Below are 18,542 nucleotides of genomic sequence, written 5' to 3' on the forward strand. Positions count from 1 at the left end.
ACTTACGGAGCGCCTGCCGAGTATCCCACGGGAGTCATTTGCGGATCTCTGCAATAAGGCAACCCCGGAGCGGCCTCTTCCGTCTGGGAGAATGGCCGAAGCCAGCATTCGAGTAGAAGGACGTGTCGTGGCTCAGAGCGCGCAGAGCAGCACCGAGACCGACTGGGTCTCCCGTTTCGCGGACGAGGTCCTCGCCGAGGCGGAGCGCCGGGCCCCGGGTAAAACCGTCGTCGTCGCGTCCGGTCTCTCCCCCTCCGGCCCGATCCACCTGGGCAACCTGCGCGAGGTCATGACCCCGCACCTGGTCGCGGACGAGATCCGCCGCCGGGGCCACGAGGTCCGCCACCTCATCTCCTGGGACGACTACGACCGCTACCGCAAGGTCCCCAAGGGCATCCCCGGTGTCACCGAGGAGTCCCACGCCCAGCACATCGGCCGCCCGCTGACGGCCGTCCCCGCCCCCGAGGGCTCCCCGTACCCGAACTGGGCCGAGCACTTCAAGGCCGCCATGGTCGAGGCCCTGGCCGACCTCGGCGTCGCGTACGACCCGATCAGCCAGACCGAGCAGTACACCTCCGGCGCCTACCGCGAGCAGGTCCTGCACGCGATGAAGCACCGCGGCGACATCGACGCCGTACTCGACCAGTACCGCACCAAGCAGAAGCCGGGCGGCAAGAAGCCCCAGCAGAAGCCGGTCGACGAGGCCGAGCTGGAGGCCGCCGAGGGCTCCGGCGCCGCCGCCGAGGACGACGGCAGCAGCGGCGAGGGCGGGTACTTCCCGTACAAGCCGTACTGCGCCGAGTGCGGCAAGGACTTCACCAAGGTCACCTCGTACGACGACGAGACCACCGAGATGACCTACGTGTGCACCGAGGACCAGCACACCGAGACGGTCAAGCTCAGCGAGTTCAACCGCGGCAAGCTGGTCTGGAAGGTCGACTGGCCCATGCGCTGGGCCTACGAGGGCGTCGTCTTCGAGCCCTCCGGCGTCGACCACTCCTCGCCCGGCTCCTCCTTCCAGGTCGGCGGCCAGATCGTCCACATCTTCGGCGGCGAGCAGCCCATCGGCCCGATGTACGCCTTCGTCGGCATCAGCGGCATGGCCAAGATGTCCTCCAGCAAGGGCGGCGTCCCCACCCCGGGCGACGCGCTCAAGATCATGGAGCCGCAGCTGCTGCGCTGGCTGTACGCCCGCCGCCGGCCGAACCAGTCCTTCAAGATCGCCTTCGACCAGGAGATCCAGCGGCTCTACGACGAGTGGGACAAGCTGGAGGGCAAGGTCGCGGACGGCAGCGTGCTCCCCGCCGACGCCGCCGCGCACTCCCGGGCCGTCCGCGTGGCCTCCCACGAGCTGCCGCGCACCCCGCGCCCGCTCCCGTACCGCACCCTCGCCTCGGTCGTCGACATCACCGCCGGCCACGACGAGCAGACCCTGCGCATCCTGGCCGACCTCGACCCCTCGCAGCCGCTCACCTCGCTCGACGAGGTCCGGCCGCGCCTGGACCGCGCCGAGAACTGGATCACCACCCAGGTCCCGGCCGACCAGCGCACCCTGGTCCGCGAGGAGCCCGACACCGAGCTGCTGTCCTCCCTGGACGAGGAGGGCCGCGCCTCGCTGCGTCTGCTCCTCGAAGGGCTCGACTCGCACTGGTCCCTCGACGGCCTGACCACGCTCGTCTACGGCGTGCCCAAGGTCATGGCCGGCCTGGAGCCCGACGCCAAGCCCACGCCGGAGCTCAAGGTCGCCCAGCGCACCTTCTTCGCGCTGCTGTACCGGCTGCTCGTCACCCGCGAGACCGGCCCGCGCCTGCCCACGCTGCTGCTGGCCGTGGGCGCGGACCGGGTGCGGAGGCTCCTGGCCGTCTGACGTCACGCGCGGCACCGAGCGCGAAGGGCCCGCACCCCACGGGGGTGCGGGCCCTTCCGCCGTCCGGCGGGGCCGGGGTCAGGCGATGTGCTCGTTCTCCAGCTCGCGCTGGTAGCGCTGCTTGAGCTGCGGGAAGATCTTGCGGATCAGGGAGGCGCTGCGCGGATGCACCACCCCGTAGCGGTCGGCCAGCAGTATGTCGAGCTGCTCGGCCGTCAGCACCTCGCCGCTCTCCTCCAGGTGGGTGCGGAACACCTCGTACGCCGCCTCCGCGAACTTCTCGGCGTCCCCGTCGGCCTCGGCCTCCGCGGCGGCCGGGTCCGGCTCGGGGACGGGCAGCGGCTGCGACTGCGGCTGCGGGTGCTCCTCCTCCGGGCCCATCGGGGGCAGCACCGGGGTCGGCTCCAGGCCCTCGACGTACTGCGGGTTGTAGCCGCCCTGGTAGACCGCCTGCGGCGCCTTCGGCCCGGCGAACCAGGCGCTGTTGTGGGCCGCGGGCATGGCCGTCGGGTCCACGGCGAAGGCGGGCGGGAGGTGGGCGGCGGCGGCCTGCTGCGGGATCTCCTGGGGCTGCTGCGCCCAGGCTTGCTGCTGCCCGGACGGCTCCGGCTCGGGCTCCGGCTGCGGCTGCGCCTCCGCCCCCGGCTGCTGGGCCCCGGCCTCGGCCCGCTGCGTCTCCTCCGCCTGCCGGAGCGCGGCCGGGGCCGCCACCAGCGCCGGGGCGGCCGCCGCGAGGGAGTCCTCCAGCGGGGGCAGGACCGCCGGGTCGATGCCGGTCACCGCCAGCGCCTCCGGCGCCGTCTCCGACAGCGGGACGCCGATCCGCGCCAGCTTCAGCGGCATCAGCGCCTCCACCGGCGCCTTCCGCCGCCAGAACCGGCCGTAGCGGGCCTGGAGGCGGGCCTGGTAGATCAGCCGGTCCTGCTCCATGCCGACCGCCTGCTCGTAGGAGCGCAGCTCCCACAGCTTCATCCGCCGCCACAGCTTGAAGGTCGGTATCGGCGAGAGCAGCCAGCGGGTGATCCGTACACCCTCCATGTGCCGGTCCGCCGTGATGTCGGCGATCCGGCCCACCGCGTGCCGGGCCGCCTCCACCGTGACCACGAAGAGGATCGGGATCACCGCGTGCATGCCCACACCGAGCGGATCCGGCCACGAGGCGGCGCCGTTGAAGGCGATGGTCGCGGCCGTCAGCAGCCAGGCGGTCTGCCGCAGCAGGGGGAACGGGATCCGCAGCCAGGTCAGCAGCAGGTCCAGGGCCAGCAGCACGCAGATGCCCGCGTCGATGCCGATGGGGAAGACGAGGGAGAAGCTGCCGAAGCCCTTCTTCTCCGCGAGCTCGCGCACGGCGGCGTACGAGCCCGCGAAGCCTATGCCCGCGATGACGACGGCACCGGCGACCACGACACCGATGAGTATGCGGTGCGTACGAGTGAGCTGCATCGCGGCCACCGCGATCCCCTCCCCTTGTCGAGCACAAACCGAGCGCTGGGTGCTTACCGAGCCTTTACCGAGCTGCGGCAGGCACAGCGTACGGGTGACTGGATGTCAGCGCCCCAGGAGGCCCTGCCCAGCCACCGCCCTCACTGGGGTGCGGGCGTCTGCGGCTGCTGCTCCGCCGGCTGCTTGTTGGCGGCCTCGACGGCCGCGACGGCCTCCTTGGCCGCCGCCAGGGCGTCCTGGAGCAGCTTCGCCTGGTCCGGGGCGCCCGCGCCCTCGTAGGCGGCGCCGTTGTAGTCGAGGGTGACGACCACGTTCTGGGTGCGGGCCACGATGCTGGTGTTGAAGAAGTCGACGTCCTTCTTCACCGTGTAGACCACCGAGGTGGCCTGGTCGCCGAGGCCGCCGGCCTCCTCCGCCTTGACGTTCTGCGCGCCCTCGGAGGTCTTCGCCGTCTCGGTCTGCTTCTTGTACTGCTCCTCGGCCCGCTTGTTCGCGCTGCCGAGCGAGGCGTGCGAGTCGTTGCGGAAGTAGGAGAGGGACAGCCAGCGGTACTGCGAGCCCTTGAGCCCGTCCTCGTCCAGGCCGTTCCAGGAGCAGCTGGCACGGCTGGCCAGGTCGTTCGACTTCGTCGCCGTACCGTTCTTGTCCTTCGCCTCCGGGACGAGGGTGTCTATCGTCGCCGCCTGGACCGCCTTGCAGGGATCCGGGAGCGTGGCGAAGGCGGCCTTCTCCAGCTCCGGCTTGGACTTCTCGCCGGGCTTCGAGGGGGCGGCGGAACCGGACTTCTTGTCGCCGTCCTTCGCGGCCGAGTCCTTGCCCGAGTCGGAGGAGCAACCGGCCACGGTGAGGATCACCGGGACGGCTGCGCAGGCGAGAACGCGGGTGAGGCGCGAGGCTGATCGGTGCATGTTTCCTTCAGTGCGTCGGGGGTCTGCTTCGGACACGGGACCCGAGCAACCGTAGCCCGACCGGGTGCCCGCCTGCTGTGCGCGCCGTCACGCCCGGGCGCGGCGCGCACCGCTCATTCGTTGAACCGCTCGACGAGCGCCTGCGCCAACTGCCGTGCCCTGTCCTGGGTTTCGGCGCTCGGCGGGACGGTGCCGGGGGCGGCCGGCTGCACGCTGTACTCGACGGTGACAAGGACGTTGGAGGTACGGAACACAATCCGCACGGTGCGCGACTGCGCGGCCGTGGCCCCCGCCGGGCTCAGCTTGTCCTCCAGGAACGCCTCGGTGCCCAGGCCCTCCAGGACGCGGGAGCCGAGCTCGGGCTGGGGGGAGGGGGAGGCTCCGGGGGTGCCGGGGGCCGGACTTCCGGCGGCCGGGCTGCCGCCGGGGGCGGGGCTCGCGGCGGGCGGTGCGGCGGGCGGCGGGGTGGCGGGGCCCGCGCCGGGGGCGCCGGCGGCGGGGCTGCCCGTGGCGGGGGCGCCCGGGCTCGGGGTGGTGGCCGGGCCGGGGAAGGGGAGCCGGGCGTCGGTGAGCCGGCGTACGTAGACCTGCTTGGCCTTGTCGTCGTCGCTGGCCACGGCCCGGTCGTACGAGACCACGCGCTCGAAGCCCACCGACAGCAGCCGGGTCTCCTCGGGCGTCTGCGCGGTCCAGCGGCAGCCGACGTGCCGGTCGCCGTCGTAGGAGGCGTCGGCGACGCCCGCGTAGAGCTGTTCGCGCTGTTCGGGGGTGAGGCTGTCGGCGGCCGGCAGCATCGCCTTGAGCTTCTTGCTGTCGACCCCGGCCTTGCAGGGCGCGGGCAGGCTGCGGTACTTGCCCGGTTGCGCGGGCGCGGCGGCGTTGCCGCCGGCCTTCGCGTCGCTGGTGCCCTTGCCGTCGCCGCCGCCGCTGCACCCGGTCAGGCCGGCCGCGCCGGCCGCGAGCGCGGTGAGCATCGCGATGCCGGGCAGGACTCGCCGTACCGCCGCCTTGCGCTGCACGTTCACTGGCTCCCTTCGACCGGCGGCCCCCCGACGGTCAGGAAATTGCGTTGCCGCGACTTGGGCGCGGATGGACACAATGTCTATCGCACACGCTGGTGCTGGCGCCGGTCCCCTGTCGTATTTGGGATCAAGAGCGAGGCTTTTGCGCATTCTGACTTTTCTTATGTTTTCGGGGGATTGATTCCTTATGTCGTACGTAGAGGTACCGGGGGCGAAGGTCCCGATCCGGATGTGGACGGATCCGGCGTCGGTCGAGGACAGCGCGATGCAGCAGCTGCGCAACACGGCCGGCCTTCCGTGGATCAAGGGCCTGGCCGTCATGCCGGACGTCCACTACGGCAAGGGGGCCACCGTCGGCTCGGTGATCGCGATGAAGGACGCGGTCTGCCCGGCGGCGGTGGGCGTGGACATCGGCTGCGGCATGTCGGCGGTGAAGACCTCCCTGACGGCGAACGACCTGCCGGGCGACCTGTCCGGGCTCCGCTCCCAGATCGAGCGGGCGATCCCGGTGGGGGCGGGGATGCACCGGGAGGCGGTCGACCCGTCACGGCTGTACAACTTCCCGGTGGAGGGGTACGCGAGCCTGTGGGAGCGGTTCGACTACCTGGCCGACGCGGTCAAGTTCCGCCATGAGCGGGCCACGAAGCAGATCGGCACGCTGGGCTCCGGCAACCACTTCGTCGAGTTCTGCCTGGACGAGTCGGGCGCGGTGTGGCTGATGCTGCACTCCGGCTCCCGGGGCATCGGCAACGAGCTGGCCGCGCACCACATCGGTGTGGCGCGGGGGCTCTCGCACAACCAGAACCTGGTCGACCGGGACCTCGCGGTCTTCCTCGCGGCCACGCCGGAGATGGACGCGTACCGCAATGACCTCTTCTGGGCGCAGGAGTACGCGAAGTACAACCGCGCGGCGATGATGAGCCTGTTCAAGGAGGTCGTCCGGCGCGAGTTCCGCAAGGCGAAGGTCTCCTTCGACCGGGAGATCAGCTGCCACCACAACTACGTGGCGGAGGAGCGGTACGACGGCATGGACCTGCTGGTCACCCGTAAGGGCGCGATCCGCGCGGGCAGCGGGGACTACGGGATCATCCCGGGCTCCATGGGCACGGGCTCGTACATCGTGAAGGGCCTCGGCAACGAGAAGTCGTACAACTCGGCCTCGCACGGAGCGGGCCGGAAGATGAGCCGCACGGCGGCGAAGAAGCGGTTCTCGGCGAGGGACCTGGCGGAGCAGACGCGGGGCGTGGAGTGCCGTAAGGACGCGGGGGTCGTGGACGAGATCCCGGGCGCCTACAAGTCGATCGAGCAGGTCATCGACCAGCAGACCGACCTGGTCCAGGTGGTCGCGAAACTCAAGCAGATCATCTGCGTGAAGGGCTGACCCCGGGCCCTCCGGTGGTTCAGGCCGTCTCCCCGTCGAGCAGGCAATCGACGGGGAGTTCGACCGACAGTCCGACGTGCTCGGGAACCGTGATGCGGGAGCCCCGCTTGAACGTCTTGTGGTGGCGGTACGCGCCGTCGCGCGGGTCGGAGTACAGGACCGCTTCGTCGTTCGACGAGGTCACCTCGAAGACCAGCCGGAACACGTCGGGCGAGTAGCAGTTGTTGCGCCCCTTGAAGTCCAGGAAGTCCGCTTCGACGAGGGAGAAGTCCGGGACGGCTTAGTCGTCGGGGCCGGTGGGCAGCCAGACGCCGATGCCTTGCAGGAACTCCAGACCCGCCGCCGTCGCACCGGCTTCGTAGCCTCGCCCGCCGACGATCCGCGCGCATTCACCCGAACGGGCGCGGGCGGTCCCGCCGGGGGATCAGAGGTCGCGGTGGACCTTGGTGTTGGATGCCTGGGCGCGGGGGCGGACCACCAGGAGGTCGATGTTGACGTGGCTGGGGCGGGTCACCGCCCAGGTGATGGTGTCGGCCACGTCGTCGGCGGACAGGGGGTGCGCGACGCCCGCGTACACCTTCGCCGCCTTCTCCGCGTCCCCGCGGAAGCGGGTCTTCGCGAACTCCTCCGTCCTGACCATGCCGGGGGCGATCTCGATGACCCGTACCGGCTGGCCGACGATCTCCAGCCGCAGGGTCTCCGCCAGCACCCGCGCGCCGTTCTTCGCGGCCACGTACCCCGCGCCGCCCTCGTACGTGCCGTGGCCCGCCGTGGAGGAGAGGACCACGACCGTGCCGTCGCCGGAGGCGGTCAGGGCGGGCAGCAGGGCCTGGGTGACGTGCAGCGTGCCGAGGACGTTGACCTCGTACATCGTGCGCCAGTCCGCCGGGTCGCCCGTGGCGACGGGCTCGGCCCCCAGCGCGCCGCCCGCGTTGTTGACCAGCACGTCCACGGAGGGCCGGCCGCCGAGGGAGGCGGCGAAGGCGTCGACGGCGGCGCGGTCGGTGACGTCCAGGGCGTACGCGGCGGCGGAGTGACCGGCCTCGGTGAGCTCGGCGGCGAGGGCCTTGATGCGGTCCTCGCGGCGGGCGGTGAGGACGACGTGGTAGCCGGCCGCGGCGAGCTGCCGGGCGGTGGCCGCGCCGATGCCGCTGCTCGCGCCGGTGACTACGGCGGTTCGGGTGGCGGCCGTGCTCATGTGCGGGCTCCTCGGTCGTTCGTACGGACGATTACCCGCCAGCATAGGCGCGCCCGGCCCGGTCAGCGGCCGCGCGGGGCGTACATGATCACGGCCATTCCGGCCAGGCAGACGAGGGCCCCGGCGATGTCCCAGCGGTCCGGCCGGTAGCCGTCGGCGACGACGCCCCAGGCCAGCGACCCGGCGACGAAGACCCCGCCGTAGGCGGCGAGGACCCGGGCGAAGTCGCCCTGCGGCTGGAGCGTGGCGACGAAGCCGTAGAGGCCGAGGGCGATCACCCCGGCGCCGATCCACGCCCAGCCCCTGGACTCGCGCACCCCCTGCCAGACGAGCCAGGCGCCGCCGATCTCCAGCACGGCGGCGAGGGCGAACAGGGCGACGGAGCGGGCGATCAGCATGGCTCAAAGGTACGCACGCCAGATGGGTGCGGGCGCGCCCTCCTTCGTGTGATGGTCCGACCGGCCGGGGGCGCCCGGGGGCTAGCCTCCGCGCGAGATCCGGAGCAGGAGGTGGTGGCGGTGCGCCGTGGCGCCGTACGGAGTGTGGTGGTGGCCGGGCTGCTGTCGCTCGGCGCGGTGGCGCCGGGCGTGACGCAGGCCCAGGCCCGCGCGGGCGCGGCCGGCTCGGCCGGGCCGGAGGCGGACGTGGCCTACCACGGCCGCGTCGCCCTGTCCGGGACGCGGCTGCGGGTGTGGCTGGTCACGGAGAACGACGGCCCGGCGGCGCTGCCGAACGCGACGCTGCGGGTGCGGCTCTCGGGGGACCTCGCGGACCGGCAGCGGCTGGCGGAGGGCTGCGCGCGGGCGGGCATGCGCGAGGTGGTGTGCGAGACGGGCGCGCTGCCGCCGCACGGGCGCGGCCGGCACGTGGGGCTGCTGCTGGAGATGCGCGAGCGGGCCCCGGAGGTGCTGGTGCGCGTGGACACCTGGTGGAACGGCGGCGCGACGGACCGGAACCTCGCCAACAACGAACATGTGGTCCTGGCCCTGGACACGGGCGACGCCTACGCCTTCTAGGCGATCACCCGCCCCTGCGGGTCAATCCGCCCAGGGGGTGCCGAATTCGACGAGCGCGTCGTCGACGATGCGTTCCAGCCGGGCGTGGTGGGCGCCGCGCCAGTAGACGCGCTCGCAGGCGGTGCACTGCGCGAAGACGTCGTAGGAGCGCTGCGTGCCGTGCTCCAGCCGGTCCCCGACACTGGCCTTGTCGGCCTCGCGCAGGGGGCCGTTGCAGGCGGTGCAGCGGGTCCACGGGGCGAGGGCCGGGGCGAAGCGGCCCAGTACGTCGCGCAGTTGCTCGTCGGGGTTGTCGCTGTAGACGTACGCCCCGGCGAAGATCTCGCGGCGGCGCAGCAGCCCGCGGTCCCGGGACAGCAGGACGCGCCGCTCGGCGGCGGAGCGGGTGGCGAGGGCCGGGTCCCCGATGTCCTCGTTCTCGTAGGCGGCGTCGACGCCGAGCAGCCGCAGGCGGCGGGCGAGGGTGCCGAGGTGGACGTCGAGGAGGAAGCGCAGGGGCGCGCCCTCGATGCGCTGGGGGCGGGCGACGCCGAGCACTTCGACGTCCTGGCCGTCCTGGGGCACGTACGAGACGGGCACCTCGCGGCCGTCGACGAGCAGCCGGCCGACCTCGGTGAGCGGGACCCCGGCGGATTCGACGACGTGGCCGAGGCTGGAGGCGCCGTCGGTGGCCGTCGGTACGCGGTCGGCGCGCCGGCTGGGCGGGGCGAAGAGCCGCAGTTCGGGCGCGAGGGTGAGCTGAATGCCGGGTCCGTTCACGCTGCCAGGATGCCATCGCCGCCGCCCGGCCGCCCCGGATTTTCGGCCGTGCGGGCCGCCGGCCGGGCCGCCGCGCGAGGCCCCGGTCAGGCGGGTGGCGCTGCCCCGGACCCGGGGGTCAGTTCGTACCGCCAGTCGTTGCTCGGGTGGGGGACGCCCGGCGGGTACTCGAAGGCGACCTCGCCCAGGTGCGCGAAGCCCGCCCGGCGGCAGACGGCGTTGGAGGCGGGGTGGTCCGTACCGGGGAAGGCGTGGACGGCGGCGCGGGTGCCGTGCGCGGCCACGTACGACAGGAGCTCCGTCAGGGCGGCGACGGCCAGCCCGCGGCCCTGGAACTCGGGCAGGATGCCCCAGCCGGCCTCGTAGACCGGCTCGCCGCGCCACTCCCGCTCCCAGAAGCCGACCGATCCGACGGCCTCGACCGCGCCGCCGGTGAGCCATTCCACGCGGAACATCCGCCCCGCGGCCGGCTCCCGCGCGCTCAGGGCCTCGTAGCGGCGCTGGCGGTCGCGCAGCCGCTCGGCGGATTCGGGGCCGCCGAGGTGTTCGGTCATCGCCGGTTCGTTCGCGCGCTCCAGTAGCCGGAAATCGTCCCCGGACCAGGGCCGCAGGCGTACGTGTGTCTCCATCGGGCCACCCTACGGGCGCCCCGGTCCGGCGGAGTGGCGCGCATCACATCCGGGTGCTTTCGCGGGGCCCGCCCGCCGGGCTTGTGGAGTCGCCGGGTCCGGGCCGGGCGGGCCCGGCGCGGCGGTCGTCCGGCCCGGGGGCTGACCTGCGCGGGGCCCTCCGGCCGCCACCGGACGCCCCCGCCGCGGAATCCTTCCTTCGCCCGGCGGATATCGGCGGGGCCAACGACCTGCCCGAGGGCACGGTGCTGGCCGCGCAGCCCGGGGCGCTGCTCGCCCTGTCGGCCGAGCTGACCGGGGGCCGCTGGTTCGACACCGGCCACGAGGCGCGCCGGGACCGGGTGGCGGTGATCGACACGGCGGCCGCCTCCCGGCTGACCGTGGAGACCGGGGAGGGCGGCGAGGGCGGGGCCGGGGCGGGCACCTCGGTGATCCACGTCAACGGGGTCGCGTTCAGCGTGCTCGGCGTCTTCCGCGCCCCCGCCGGTGATACGAACCTCACCGGCTCGGTGGTGGTCCCGTACTGGGCGGCCCTGGCGGACCCGGCCGGACTGGGCTTCGCCCCCGCCGAGATGGTCATCCGTACGGATCTGGGCGCGGCCGACCAGGTCGGCGAGGAGGCGCCCTTCGCGCTGGCCCCCGGCGCCCCCGACGCGCTGGTCGCCCTGGTGCCGCCGGATCCGCGCTCCCTGCGCCGGGGCGTGGAGTCGCAGACCCGGGCGCTGTTCCTGGGCCTGGCGGCGGTCTCGCTGGGGGTGGGGGCGCTCGGGGTGAGCAACACGGCCTATGTGTCGGTGCTGGAGCGGCGGTCCGAGATCGGGCTGCGCCGGGCGCTGGGCGCCTCGCGGCGGGCGGTGGCCGGTCAGTTCTGCGTGGAGAGCGGCCTGGTGGGGCTGGTGGGCGGGCTCGTCGGCACGGTCCTCGGGATCCAGATCACGGCGCTGACCTGCCTGGCGAAGGACTGGCTGGTGGTCCTGGACCCGGCCCTGACCCTGGCGGGTCCGCTGGTGGGGCTGGTGGTGGGACTGGCCGCGGGGCTCTACCCGGCGCTGGCCGCGGCCCGCGTGCTGCCGGCCGAAACCCTGCGGGCGGGGGTGTGACGGCGGACCCGGGCCCGCGGCGGCCGGGCGGCGCGGGTGCGCGGGTCAGGGCCAGACGAGACAGTACGGCTGGTGGCCCGCCTCATGGAGGCGGTGGCTGAAATCCTGCCATTCGTGGAGCAGCTGGTAGACGTTGAAGGCGTCGCTGGGGCCGCCCCGGTCGGGGACGGTGGACCAGATGAAGGCGGCGGCGCCCACGGACTCCTCGCCGATCCCGCGCAGCGGGTCGACCACCGTCGTGGGGAGCTTGACCACCGCGTAGTCGGGGTGGAGGACGACCAGTTCCAGCGGGGGCACCTTGTGCAGGGGTATGCCCTCGATGCCGGTGAGGACCATCGCGGCCATCGTCTCCGGCTTGATCTTGGTGAAGAGGCCGCCCATGCCGAGCTCGTCGCCGCCGAGTTCCTCGGGGCGCATCGTCACCGGGACCCGGGCCGCCGTGGCCCCGTCCGGTGCGCCGAAGTACTTGTACGTCACTCCCATGCCGCGGCCCTTCGGCAGGTCCTCCGGCGGTGTCGCGGGCTCGGGGACGGCGTCGGCCGCCTCCGTCGCGCGGCGGCGGTGCTTGCCCCGGCGGCGGGCCTCGCGGGCGCGCTGCGGATCGAGGCCGTCCTTACCCTCGCCCGGTCCACCACCGCGTTGCATATCTCCACCCGACTGGTCTTGCTGGCTCCGGCCCCGCGGCCCCCGCCACGCAGCCTGATCATCATGGCAGTGACCTCCCCCGCGGCGACGCGGTGAAACGCCCGCCCGCAAGTCTGTCGCGGCCTCTGAGACCATGGCTGGTGTGAGCTACCCGTACCCGTATGAAGCCCCAGTTTCGCAGACGCTCTTCGAGCGCGCCTCCCTCGTGACCCCCGGCGGCGTGAACTCTCCCGTGCGCGCCTTCCGCGCCGTGGGCGGTACGCCCCGGTTCATGGTGTCCGGGACCGGTCCGTACCTCACGGATGCCGACGGTCGCGAGTACGTGGACCTCGTGTGCTCGTGGGGACCGATGATCCTCGGCCATTCCCACCCCGAGGTGATCGAGGCGGTCCAGGCGGCGGTCGCCCGCGGCACCTCCTTCGGTACGCCCGGCGAGGGCGAGGTGGCGCTCGCCGAGGAGATCGTGGCGCGCGTCGAGCCCGTGGAGCAGGTGCGGCTCGTGTCCTCCGGGACGGAGGCGACCATGTCGGCGATCCGGCTGGCGCGCGGCTTCACCGGTCGCGCCAAGGTCGTGAAGTTCGCCGGCTGCTACCACGGTCACGTCGACGCGCTGCTGGCCGCGGCCGGTTCCGGTCTGGCCACCTTCGCGCTGCCGGACACCCCGGGCGTGACGGGCGCGCAGGCCGGCGACACGATCGTGCTGCCCTACAACGACCTCGGTGCCGTGCGGGCCGCGTTCGCCGCGCACCCGGGCGAGATCGCCTGTGTGATCACGGAGGCGGCGCCCGGCAACATGGGCGTGGTCACCCCCGCCGAGGGCTTCAACCAGGGCCTGGCGGACCTGTGCCGGGAGAACGGCGCGCTGTACGTCTCCGACGAGGTCATGACCGGTTTCCGTACCTCGCGGGCCGGCTGGTACGGGGTCGACGGGGTCAAGCCCGACCTGCTGACCTTCGGCAAGGTCATGGGCGGCGGCTTCCCGGCGGCGGCCTTCGGCGGCCGCGCCGACGTGATGGGCCACCTGGCCCCGGCCGGCCCGGTCTACCAGGCGGGCACCCTGTCCGGTAACCCGATCGCCACCGCCGCGGGCCTGGCGCAGCTGCGGCTGCTGGACGCGGCGGCGTACGAGAAGGTCGGTGCGGTCTCCCAGGAGATCCAGGGCCTGGTCACCGCCGCGCTCACCAAGGAGGGCGTCGCGCACCGGCTGCAGACCGCCTCCAGCATGTTCTCCGTCTTCTTCACCGCGGAGCAGGTGCGGAACTACGACGACGCCAAGCGTCAGGAGAGCTTCCGCTTCAACGCGTTCTTCCACTCGATGCTGGCGCAGGGCGTCTACCTGCCGCCGTCCGCCTTCGAGTCCTGGTTCGTTTCCACCGCCCACGACGACACGGCGATCGAGCGGATCGCGGCGGCGCTGCCGGCCGCCGCCCGGGCCGCCGCGGAGGCCACCGCATGAGCAACGACGGCCGTGACACGGCGTCCGACCTGACCGTCGTCCACCTGGTGCGCCACGGGGAGGTGCACAACCCGGACGGGGTCCTCTACGGGCGCCGCGAGGGCTACCACCTCTCCGAGCTGGGCCGGCAGATGGCCGACCGGGTCGCCGAGCACCTCAAGGGCCGCGACATCGCCTACGTGGTCGCCTCGCCCCTGGAGCGCGCGCAGGAGACGGCGGAGCCGATCGCGAAGGTCCACGGCCTGGACCTGGCGACGGACCGGCGCCTGCTGGAGGCGGAGAACGTCTTCGAGGGCAAGACCTTCGGCGTCGGTGACGGCGCGCTGCGCAAGCCCGGTAACTGGAAGCATCTGACGAACCCGTTCAAGCCCTCCTGGGGAGAGCCGTACGTGGAGCAGGTGGTCCGGATGATGAGCGCGCTGGAGGCGGCGCGCGACGCGGCCCGCGGCCACGAGGCGGTCGCGGTCAGCCACCAGCTGCCGATCTGGATCGTCCGCAGCTTCGCGGAGAAGCGCCGGCTGTGGCACGACCCGCGCCGCCGCCAGTGCACGCTGGCCTCGCTGACCTCCTTCACCTACCAGGGGGACCGGCTGGTGTCGGTGGGCTACAGCGAGCCCGCCCGCGACCTGGTCCCGGCGCATCTGCTCGCGGGTGCGAAGCCGGTCAAGGGCGGTTCCAAGGCGTTCGGCGCCTGAACGGGCCGCCGGACCCGCCCTGACCAGGGCATGGACAGCGGCGGTGGGGGGCGCGGTAGATCGCCCGATCGCTCATGCGAAACTTTTCACATGAGCCTTAGCCGCGCCCCCCGACGCCGCTCGACCGGCGGACGTGCCCTCCTGCTGACCGCGGTGACCGTCACCGGCGCCCTCGTCCTCACGGCGTGCGACGGCGGCGACAGCGGCAAGCCGACCGGCAGCGGCGGCAACTACGTGACGGGCGCGAGCGGCATCTCCACCTCCGCCAAGGGCGAGCGGACCGAGGCGCCGAAGCTCGACGGGGAGACCGTCGACGGCAAGAGCCTGGACACGACGGCCCTCAAGGGCAAGGTCGTCGTCCTCAACGTGTGGGGCTCCTGGTGCCCGCCCTGCCGGGCCGAGGCACCGGCCTTCGCGAAGGTCTCCAAGGAGCTCACCGACGCCGGCAAGGACGTCGTCTTCGTCGGCGTCAACGTCCGCGACAACAGCAAGCAGAACGCCGCCTCCTTCGAGGAGACCTTCGGGATCACCTACCCGAGCCTCTACGACCCGGACGGAAAGCTGCTGCTGCGCTTCCCCAGGGGCAGCCTCAACCCGAACGCCATCCCCTCCACGCTCGTCCTGGACCGGGAGGGCCGGATCGCGGCCCGCACCCTGGCCCCCCTCGGCGAGGAGCAGCTGCGCTCCATGATCGACCCCGTCCTCGCGGAGCAGTGACCCCGTGGTCGACTACGTCCTCGCCGCCGAGGCCACCGGCGTGAACGAGACGGTGCTGAACGGCGCGCTGCTGCTGGCGCTGCCGATCGCCCTCCTCGCCGGCCTGGTCTCCTTCTTCTCGCCGTGCGTCCTGCCGCTCGTCCCCGGCTACCTCTCCTACGTGACCGGCGTCAGCGGCGCCGACCTCGCCGAGGCCCGGCGCGGGCGGATGCTGACGGGCGCCGCGCTGTTCGTCGCCGGGTTCACTGTGGTCTTCGTCTCCACGGGCGCCCTCTTCGGATACTTCGGCACCGAGCTCAACGAGTACAAGCAGATCATCTCCAGAGTCCTCGGCGGCCTGGTGATTCTCCTCGGCCTCTTCTTCATGGGCGCGATCCCCGGTCTGACGATGCGGGAGTTCCGCTTCCACAGGAAACCGGCGGCGGGCCTGCTCGGCGCACCGCTGCTCGGCGTGCTCTTCGGCGTCGGCTGGACCCCCTGCATGGGCCCGACCCTCGCCGCCGTCACCACCCTCTCCCTCGACCAGGCGAGCGCCGGCCGCGGCGCCCTGCTGACCGTGGTGTACTGCCTGGGGCTGGGTGTGCCCTTCATCCTCGCCGCGCTCGCCTTCCGCAAGGCGCTCGGCGCGTTCGGCTGGGTGAAGCGGCACTACGCGTGGGTGATGCGCATCGGCGGCGGCATGCTGATCCTCACGGGCCTGCTGCTCGTCACAGGTTTGTGGGACAGCATCGTGACCGACATGCAGAGCTGGACCCAAGGCTTCACGGTGGGGATCTGAGGAACCGACGGACATGAGTACGACAGACAAGGCGCCCACCGGGACGCCCCCCGAGCCCGCTCCGGCGGACCCCGCCGAGGCGGACGCCGGCTCCCAGCTCTCCACCGCACCCGTCGAGGACAGCGGTCCCGTCGGCATCGGCGTGACCGGCTGGGTCCGCTGGTTCTGGCGGCAGCTCACCTCCATGCGCGTGGCGCTGATCCTGCTCTTCCTGCTGTCCCTGGGCGCCATCCCCGGCTCCCTGGTCCCGCAGACCAGCGTGGACGCGATGAAGGTCGCCGAGTGGAAGCGGGACAACGCCTCCTACGTCGGCATCGCCGAGGCCCTCCAGCTCTTCGACGTCTACAGCTCGGTGTGGTTCTCCGCGATCTACCTGCTGCTGTTCATCTCGCTGATCGGCTGCATCGTCCCGCGCGCCTGGCAGTTCGTCGGCCAGCTCCGCGGCCGCCCGCCGGCCGCCCCGCGGCGGCTCGACCGGCTGCCCGCCCACACCACCTGGCGCACCGACACCGCCCCGGAGGAGGTCCTGGCGCAGGCCCGGACCGTCCTCGGTGCCAAGCGCTTCCGCACCGAACCGGGCGAGGGCCATGTCGCGGCGGAGAAGGGCTACCTCCGCGAGGCCGGGAACCTGATCTTCCACGTCGCGCTGATCGTGATGCTCGTCGCTTTCGCCTGGGGCCAGTACTTCAAGTCCGAGGGCGGCAAGCTCGTCCTGCGCGGCAGCGGCTTCTCCAACACGCTCACCCAGTACGACGACTTCAAGCCCGGCACCCTCTTCCACCCGGACGACCTGCCGCCGTTCAGCTTCACGCTGGACCGCTTCGACGCCACCTACGAGATGGGCGGCCCGCAGCGGGGCACCCCGCGCGACTTCAAGGCGTACGTCACCCTCAGCGAGGGGGCGCACGGCACCCCGCAGAAGCGCGAGATCCAGGTCAACGAGCCCCTGGAGATCGAGGGCTCGAAGGTCTACCTGCTGGGGCACGGCTACGCGCCGGTCATCTCGGTGACCGACCCCACCGGCAAGGTGATCTACAAGGACGCCGTCCCGGTGCTCCCGCAGGACGGCAACCTGACCTCCACCGGGGCCATCAAGGTCACCGACGGCTACAAGGACAAGGACGGCAAGCAGGAGCAGCTGGGCTTCAACGCCGTCTTCGTGCCGACCTTCGCGGGCGAGGGCAAGGGCACGATGTTCTCGCAGTTCCCCGCCCTGCTGAACCCGCAGCTCATGCTCAACGCCTGGCACGGCAGCCTCGGCGTCGACTCGGGTCTGCCGCAGAACGTCTACCGGCTCGACACCTCCAAGATGGAGATGTTCAAGGACGAGTCGGGCCAGCAGTTCAAGCAGAAGATGGCCCCCGGCGACACGATGACCCTGCCGAACGGCGCGGGCACCGTGAAGTTCGAGGGCATCGAGCGCTGGGCCACCTTCTCCGTCACCCACCAGCCCGGCAGCGGCCTCGCCCTCGCGGGCGCCATCGCCGCCATCGCGGGCCTGGCCGGATCGCTGTTCATCCAGCGCCGCCGGGTCTGGGTGCGCGCGGTGGCGGGCAAGGACGGCGTGACCGTCGTGGAGATGGCGGGCCTCGGCCGCAGCGAGTCCGCCAGGCTTCCCCAGGAACTGGCGGACCTCGCCGCCACGCTGCACCAGCGGGCGCCGAGCGCGCCCGCTGCACCGGCCGGAACCCGTAGTGAAGAAACCCCTGAAGGAGAGCGCGGATGACGCCGCTCGCAGCCGCAGCCAACGAGAACCTGGCTGAGATCAGCAATTACCTGATCTATTCGTCGATGGCGGTCTACACGCTCGCCTTCTTCGCGCACATCGCCGAGTGGACCTTCGGCAGCCGCAGCAAGGTGGGCCGTACGGCCGCCGCGCTGACCGGCGCGCAGGAGACCGGGGCCCCGGCCGTGCGGGTGCGCGGCAAGGACGGCGGCACCGCCGTACTGGACCGCCCCCAGGTCACCACCCGCTCCGGCGCCGGCACCCGCGACGTCCCGGACGGCCCCGGCGCGGCCGGCGGCACCGTGCAGGGCGACCTGTACGGGCGGATCGCGGTCTCGCTGACGGCCCTCGCCTTCCTGGTGGAGGCGGCGGGCGTGGTCACCCGCGCGCTGTCGGTGCAGCGGGCCCCCTGGGGCAACATGTACGAGTTCTCGATCACCTTCTCCACGGTGGCCGTCGGCGCGTACCTGGTGCTGCTCGCCCTCGGCAAGAACGTGCGCTGGCTCGGCCTGATCCTGGTCACCACCGTCCTGCTGGACCTCGGCATCGCGGTCACCTGGCTCTACACCGACAGCGACCAGCTGGTCCCGGCCCTGCACTCGTACTGGCTGTGGATCCACGTCTCGACCGCCATCTTCTGCGGCGCCGTCTTCTACCTCGGCGCCGCCGGCACGGTCCTCTACCTCTTCCGCGACTCCTACGAGGCCAAGCTCGCGGGCGGCGGCACGCCCGGCCGGTTCGCCTCGTCGGTGCTGGAGCGGCTGCCCTCGGCGGCCTCGCTCGACAAGTTCTCGTACCGGATCAACGCGGCCGTCTTCCCGCTGTGGACGTTCACGATCATCGCGGGCGCCATCTGGGCGGGTGACGCCTGGGGCCGCTACTGGGGCTGGGACCCCAAGGAGGTCTGGTCCTTCGTGACCTGGGTGGCCTACGCCGCCTACCTGCACGCCCGCGCCACCGCCGGCTGGAAGGGCCGCAAGGCCGCGTACTTCGCGCTCTTCGCCTTCGCCTGCTGGATCTGGAACTACTACGGCGTGAACATCCTGCTCAGCGGCAAGCACTCCTACGCGGGCGTCTGAGCCCGCACCCCACCCGACGCCGGTGGCCCGCCCCTCCCGGCTTCCGGGGGTCCCCGGGAAGGGCGGAGCGGGGCGGGGTAGGGGGAATTGTGTGACCTCGATCCTGCGGCGGCTTCATGACCG

19 protein-coding genes are annotated in these 18,542 nt (G+C 72.5%); 10 read left to right on the forward strand and 9 right to left on the reverse strand.

Going from position 1 to position 18,542, the window contains the following annotated elements; translation table 11 throughout:
- The first annotated feature begins 127 nt into the window (after positions 1 to 127).
- Entirely contained in the window at positions 128 to 1,867 is a 1,740-nt protein-coding gene (gene lysS / locus ABZ873_RS24430; RefSeq protein WP_360875719.1) for a lysine--tRNA ligase, read from the forward strand.
- Positions 1,868 to 1,945: 78 nt separating this feature from the next.
- On the opposite strand, the gene ABZ873_RS24435 is transcribed toward lysS, so the two are convergent.
- The 3 genes from ABZ873_RS24435 to ABZ873_RS24445 all read right to left on the reverse strand — a co-directional run bounded on the left by ABZ873_RS24435 (position 1,946) and on the right by ABZ873_RS24445 (position 5,237).
- Complete coding sequence (locus tag ABZ873_RS24435; RefSeq protein WP_360875721.1) at positions 1,946 to 3,319, reverse strand: DUF2637 domain-containing protein; 1,374 nt, start codon at positions 3,317 to 3,319, stop codon at positions 1,946 to 1,948.
- A 131-nt stretch (positions 3,320 to 3,450) separates the two neighbouring features.
- Entirely contained in the window at positions 3,451 to 4,218 is a 768-nt protein-coding gene (locus ABZ873_RS24440; protein ID WP_360875723.1) for a DUF3558 domain-containing protein, read from the reverse strand.
- A 113-nt stretch (positions 4,219 to 4,331) separates the two neighbouring features.
- On the reverse strand, positions 4,332 to 5,237 hold the full coding sequence (locus tag ABZ873_RS24445) for a DUF3558 domain-containing protein (RefSeq protein ID WP_360875725.1): 906 nt from the start codon (positions 5,235 to 5,237) through the stop codon (positions 4,332 to 4,334).
- 190 nt (positions 5,238 to 5,427) lie between these two features.
- On the opposite strand from ABZ873_RS24445, the gene ABZ873_RS24450 reads away from it, so the two are divergent.
- A complete protein-coding gene (locus ABZ873_RS24450; protein WP_360875727.1) occupies positions 5,428 to 6,621 on the forward strand; it encodes an RtcB family protein in 1,194 nt (397 codons plus the stop codon).
- A gap of 19 nt (positions 6,622 to 6,640) precedes the next feature.
- On the opposite strand, the gene ABZ873_RS24455 is transcribed toward ABZ873_RS24450, so the two are convergent.
- The 3 genes from ABZ873_RS24455 to ABZ873_RS24465 all read right to left on the reverse strand — a co-directional run bounded on the left by ABZ873_RS24455 (position 6,641) and on the right by ABZ873_RS24465 (position 8,217).
- Complete coding sequence (locus ABZ873_RS24455; protein ID WP_360875729.1) at positions 6,641 to 6,826, reverse strand: hypothetical protein; 186 nt, start codon at positions 6,824 to 6,826, stop codon at positions 6,641 to 6,643.
- Positions 6,827 to 7,045: 219 nt separating this feature from the next.
- Complete coding sequence (locus ABZ873_RS24460) at positions 7,046 to 7,819, reverse strand: SDR family oxidoreductase (protein WP_360875731.1); 774 nt, start codon at positions 7,817 to 7,819, stop codon at positions 7,046 to 7,048.
- Between the two features lie 62 nt (positions 7,820 to 7,881).
- Positions 7,882 to 8,217: a YnfA family protein gene (locus ABZ873_RS24465; protein WP_360875733.1), complete on the reverse strand. Its 336-nt coding sequence runs from the start codon at positions 8,215 to 8,217 to the stop codon at positions 7,882 to 7,884.
- 114 nt (positions 8,218 to 8,331) lie between these two features.
- Here ABZ873_RS24465 and ABZ873_RS24470 point away from each other — a divergent pair, with 114 nt between their 5' ends.
- On the forward strand, positions 8,332 to 8,835 hold the full coding sequence (locus ABZ873_RS24470) for a hypothetical protein (protein WP_360875735.1): 504 nt from the start codon (positions 8,332 to 8,334) through the stop codon (positions 8,833 to 8,835).
- A gap of 21 nt (positions 8,836 to 8,856) precedes the next feature.
- On the opposite strand, the gene ABZ873_RS24475 is transcribed toward ABZ873_RS24470, so the two are convergent.
- Together ABZ873_RS24475 and ABZ873_RS24480 are read right to left on the reverse strand one after the other, a co-directional pair.
- Positions 8,857 to 9,594, reverse strand: a complete 738-nt coding sequence (locus ABZ873_RS24475) for a Mut7-C RNAse domain-containing protein (protein ID WP_360875737.1) — start codon at positions 9,592 to 9,594, stop codon at positions 8,857 to 8,859.
- 86 nt (positions 9,595 to 9,680) lie between these two features.
- Entirely contained in the window at positions 9,681 to 10,223 is a 543-nt protein-coding gene (locus ABZ873_RS24480) for a GNAT family N-acetyltransferase (protein ID WP_360875738.1), read from the reverse strand.
- Positions 10,224 to 10,306: 83 nt separating this feature from the next.
- Between ABZ873_RS24480 and ABZ873_RS24485 the strand changes: the two genes are divergently transcribed.
- On the forward strand, positions 10,307 to 11,323 hold the full coding sequence (locus ABZ873_RS24485; RefSeq protein WP_360875756.1) for an ABC transporter permease: 1,017 nt from the start codon (positions 10,307 to 10,309) through the stop codon (positions 11,321 to 11,323).
- Between the two features lie 45 nt (positions 11,324 to 11,368).
- On the opposite strand, the gene ABZ873_RS24490 is transcribed toward ABZ873_RS24485, so the two are convergent.
- Positions 11,369 to 11,968 carry a hypothetical protein gene (locus ABZ873_RS24490; protein WP_360875740.1) on the reverse strand — a complete coding sequence of 200 codons (600 nt, stop codon included), beginning with the start codon at positions 11,966 to 11,968 and terminating at the stop codon, positions 11,369 to 11,371.
- 133 nt (positions 11,969 to 12,101) lie between these two features.
- Between ABZ873_RS24490 and hemL the strand changes: the two genes are divergently transcribed.
- The 6 genes from hemL to ccsB all read left to right on the forward strand — a co-directional run bounded on the left by hemL (position 12,102) and on the right by ccsB (position 18,419).
- Entirely contained in the window at positions 12,102 to 13,424 is a 1,323-nt protein-coding gene (hemL, locus tag ABZ873_RS24495) for a glutamate-1-semialdehyde 2,1-aminomutase (RefSeq protein WP_360875742.1), read from the forward strand.
- The gene (locus ABZ873_RS24500) at positions 13,421 to 14,119 is read left to right on the forward strand and encodes a histidine phosphatase family protein (protein ID WP_360875744.1); all 699 of its coding nucleotides are present in this window, start codon (positions 13,421 to 13,423) and stop codon (positions 14,117 to 14,119) included. Before hemL ends, ABZ873_RS24500 begins: the two co-directional genes overlap by 4 nt.
- A gap of 90 nt (positions 14,120 to 14,209) precedes the next feature.
- The gene (locus ABZ873_RS24505; RefSeq protein ID WP_360875746.1) at positions 14,210 to 14,836 is read left to right on the forward strand and encodes a TlpA disulfide reductase family protein; all 627 of its coding nucleotides are present in this window, start codon (positions 14,210 to 14,212) and stop codon (positions 14,834 to 14,836) included.
- A gap of 4 nt (positions 14,837 to 14,840) precedes the next feature.
- Positions 14,841 to 15,614, forward strand: a complete 774-nt coding sequence (locus tag ABZ873_RS24510) for a cytochrome c biogenesis CcdA family protein (RefSeq protein WP_360875748.1) — start codon at positions 14,841 to 14,843, stop codon at positions 15,612 to 15,614.
- A 13-nt stretch (positions 15,615 to 15,627) separates the two neighbouring features.
- Positions 15,628 to 17,340: a cytochrome c biogenesis protein ResB gene (locus ABZ873_RS24515; protein ID WP_360875750.1), complete on the forward strand. Its 1,713-nt coding sequence runs from the start codon at positions 15,628 to 15,630 to the stop codon at positions 17,338 to 17,340.
- Positions 17,337 to 18,419: a c-type cytochrome biogenesis protein CcsB gene (ccsB, locus tag ABZ873_RS24520; protein ID WP_360875752.1), complete on the forward strand. Its 1,083-nt coding sequence runs from the start codon at positions 17,337 to 17,339 to the stop codon at positions 18,417 to 18,419. Before ABZ873_RS24515 ends, ccsB begins: the two co-directional genes overlap by 4 nt.
- The last annotated feature ends 123 nt before the right edge of the window (positions 18,420 to 18,542 follow it).

Origin of the sequence: Streptomyces sp. NPDC047014, from assembly GCF_040644195.1 — a bacterium.
Classification (GTDB): Bacteria; Actinomycetota; Actinomycetes; order Streptomycetales; family Streptomycetaceae; genus Streptomyces.

Excerpts from the sequence above, each read along its gene's own strand:
- ABZ873_RS24440 (WP_360875723.1), bottom strand. The coding sequence starts at position 4,218 with ATGCACCGATCAGCCTCGCGCCTCACCCGCGTTCTCGCCTGCGCAGCC.
- ABZ873_RS24450 (WP_360875727.1), top strand. The coding sequence starts at position 5,428 with ATGTCGTACGTAGAGGTACCGGGGGCGAAGGTCCCGATCCGGATGTGG.
- ABZ873_RS24460 (WP_360875731.1), bottom strand. The coding sequence starts at position 7,819 with ATGAGCACGGCCGCCACCCGAACCGCCGTAGTCACCGGCGCGAGCAGC.
- ABZ873_RS24465 (WP_360875733.1), bottom strand. The coding sequence starts at position 8,217 with ATGCTGATCGCCCGCTCCGTCGCCCTGTTCGCCCTCGCCGCCGTGCTG.
- ABZ873_RS24480 (WP_360875738.1), bottom strand. The coding sequence starts at position 10,223 with ATGGAGACACACGTACGCCTGCGGCCCTGGTCCGGGGACGATTTCCGG.
- ABZ873_RS24490 (WP_360875740.1), bottom strand. The coding sequence starts at position 11,968 with ATGCAACGCGGTGGTGGACCGGGCGAGGGTAAGGACGGCCTCGATCCG.
- hemL (WP_360875742.1), top strand. The coding sequence starts at position 12,102 with ATGGCTGGTGTGAGCTACCCGTACCCGTATGAAGCCCCAGTTTCGCAG.
- ABZ873_RS24500 (WP_360875744.1), top strand. The coding sequence starts at position 13,421 with ATGAGCAACGACGGCCGTGACACGGCGTCCGACCTGACCGTCGTCCAC.
- ABZ873_RS24505 (WP_360875746.1), top strand. The coding sequence starts at position 14,210 with ATGAGCCTTAGCCGCGCCCCCCGACGCCGCTCGACCGGCGGACGTGCC.
- ABZ873_RS24515 (WP_360875750.1), top strand. The coding sequence starts at position 15,628 with ATGAGTACGACAGACAAGGCGCCCACCGGGACGCCCCCCGAGCCCGCT.
- ccsB (WP_360875752.1), top strand. The coding sequence starts at position 17,337 with ATGACGCCGCTCGCAGCCGCAGCCAACGAGAACCTGGCTGAGATCAGC.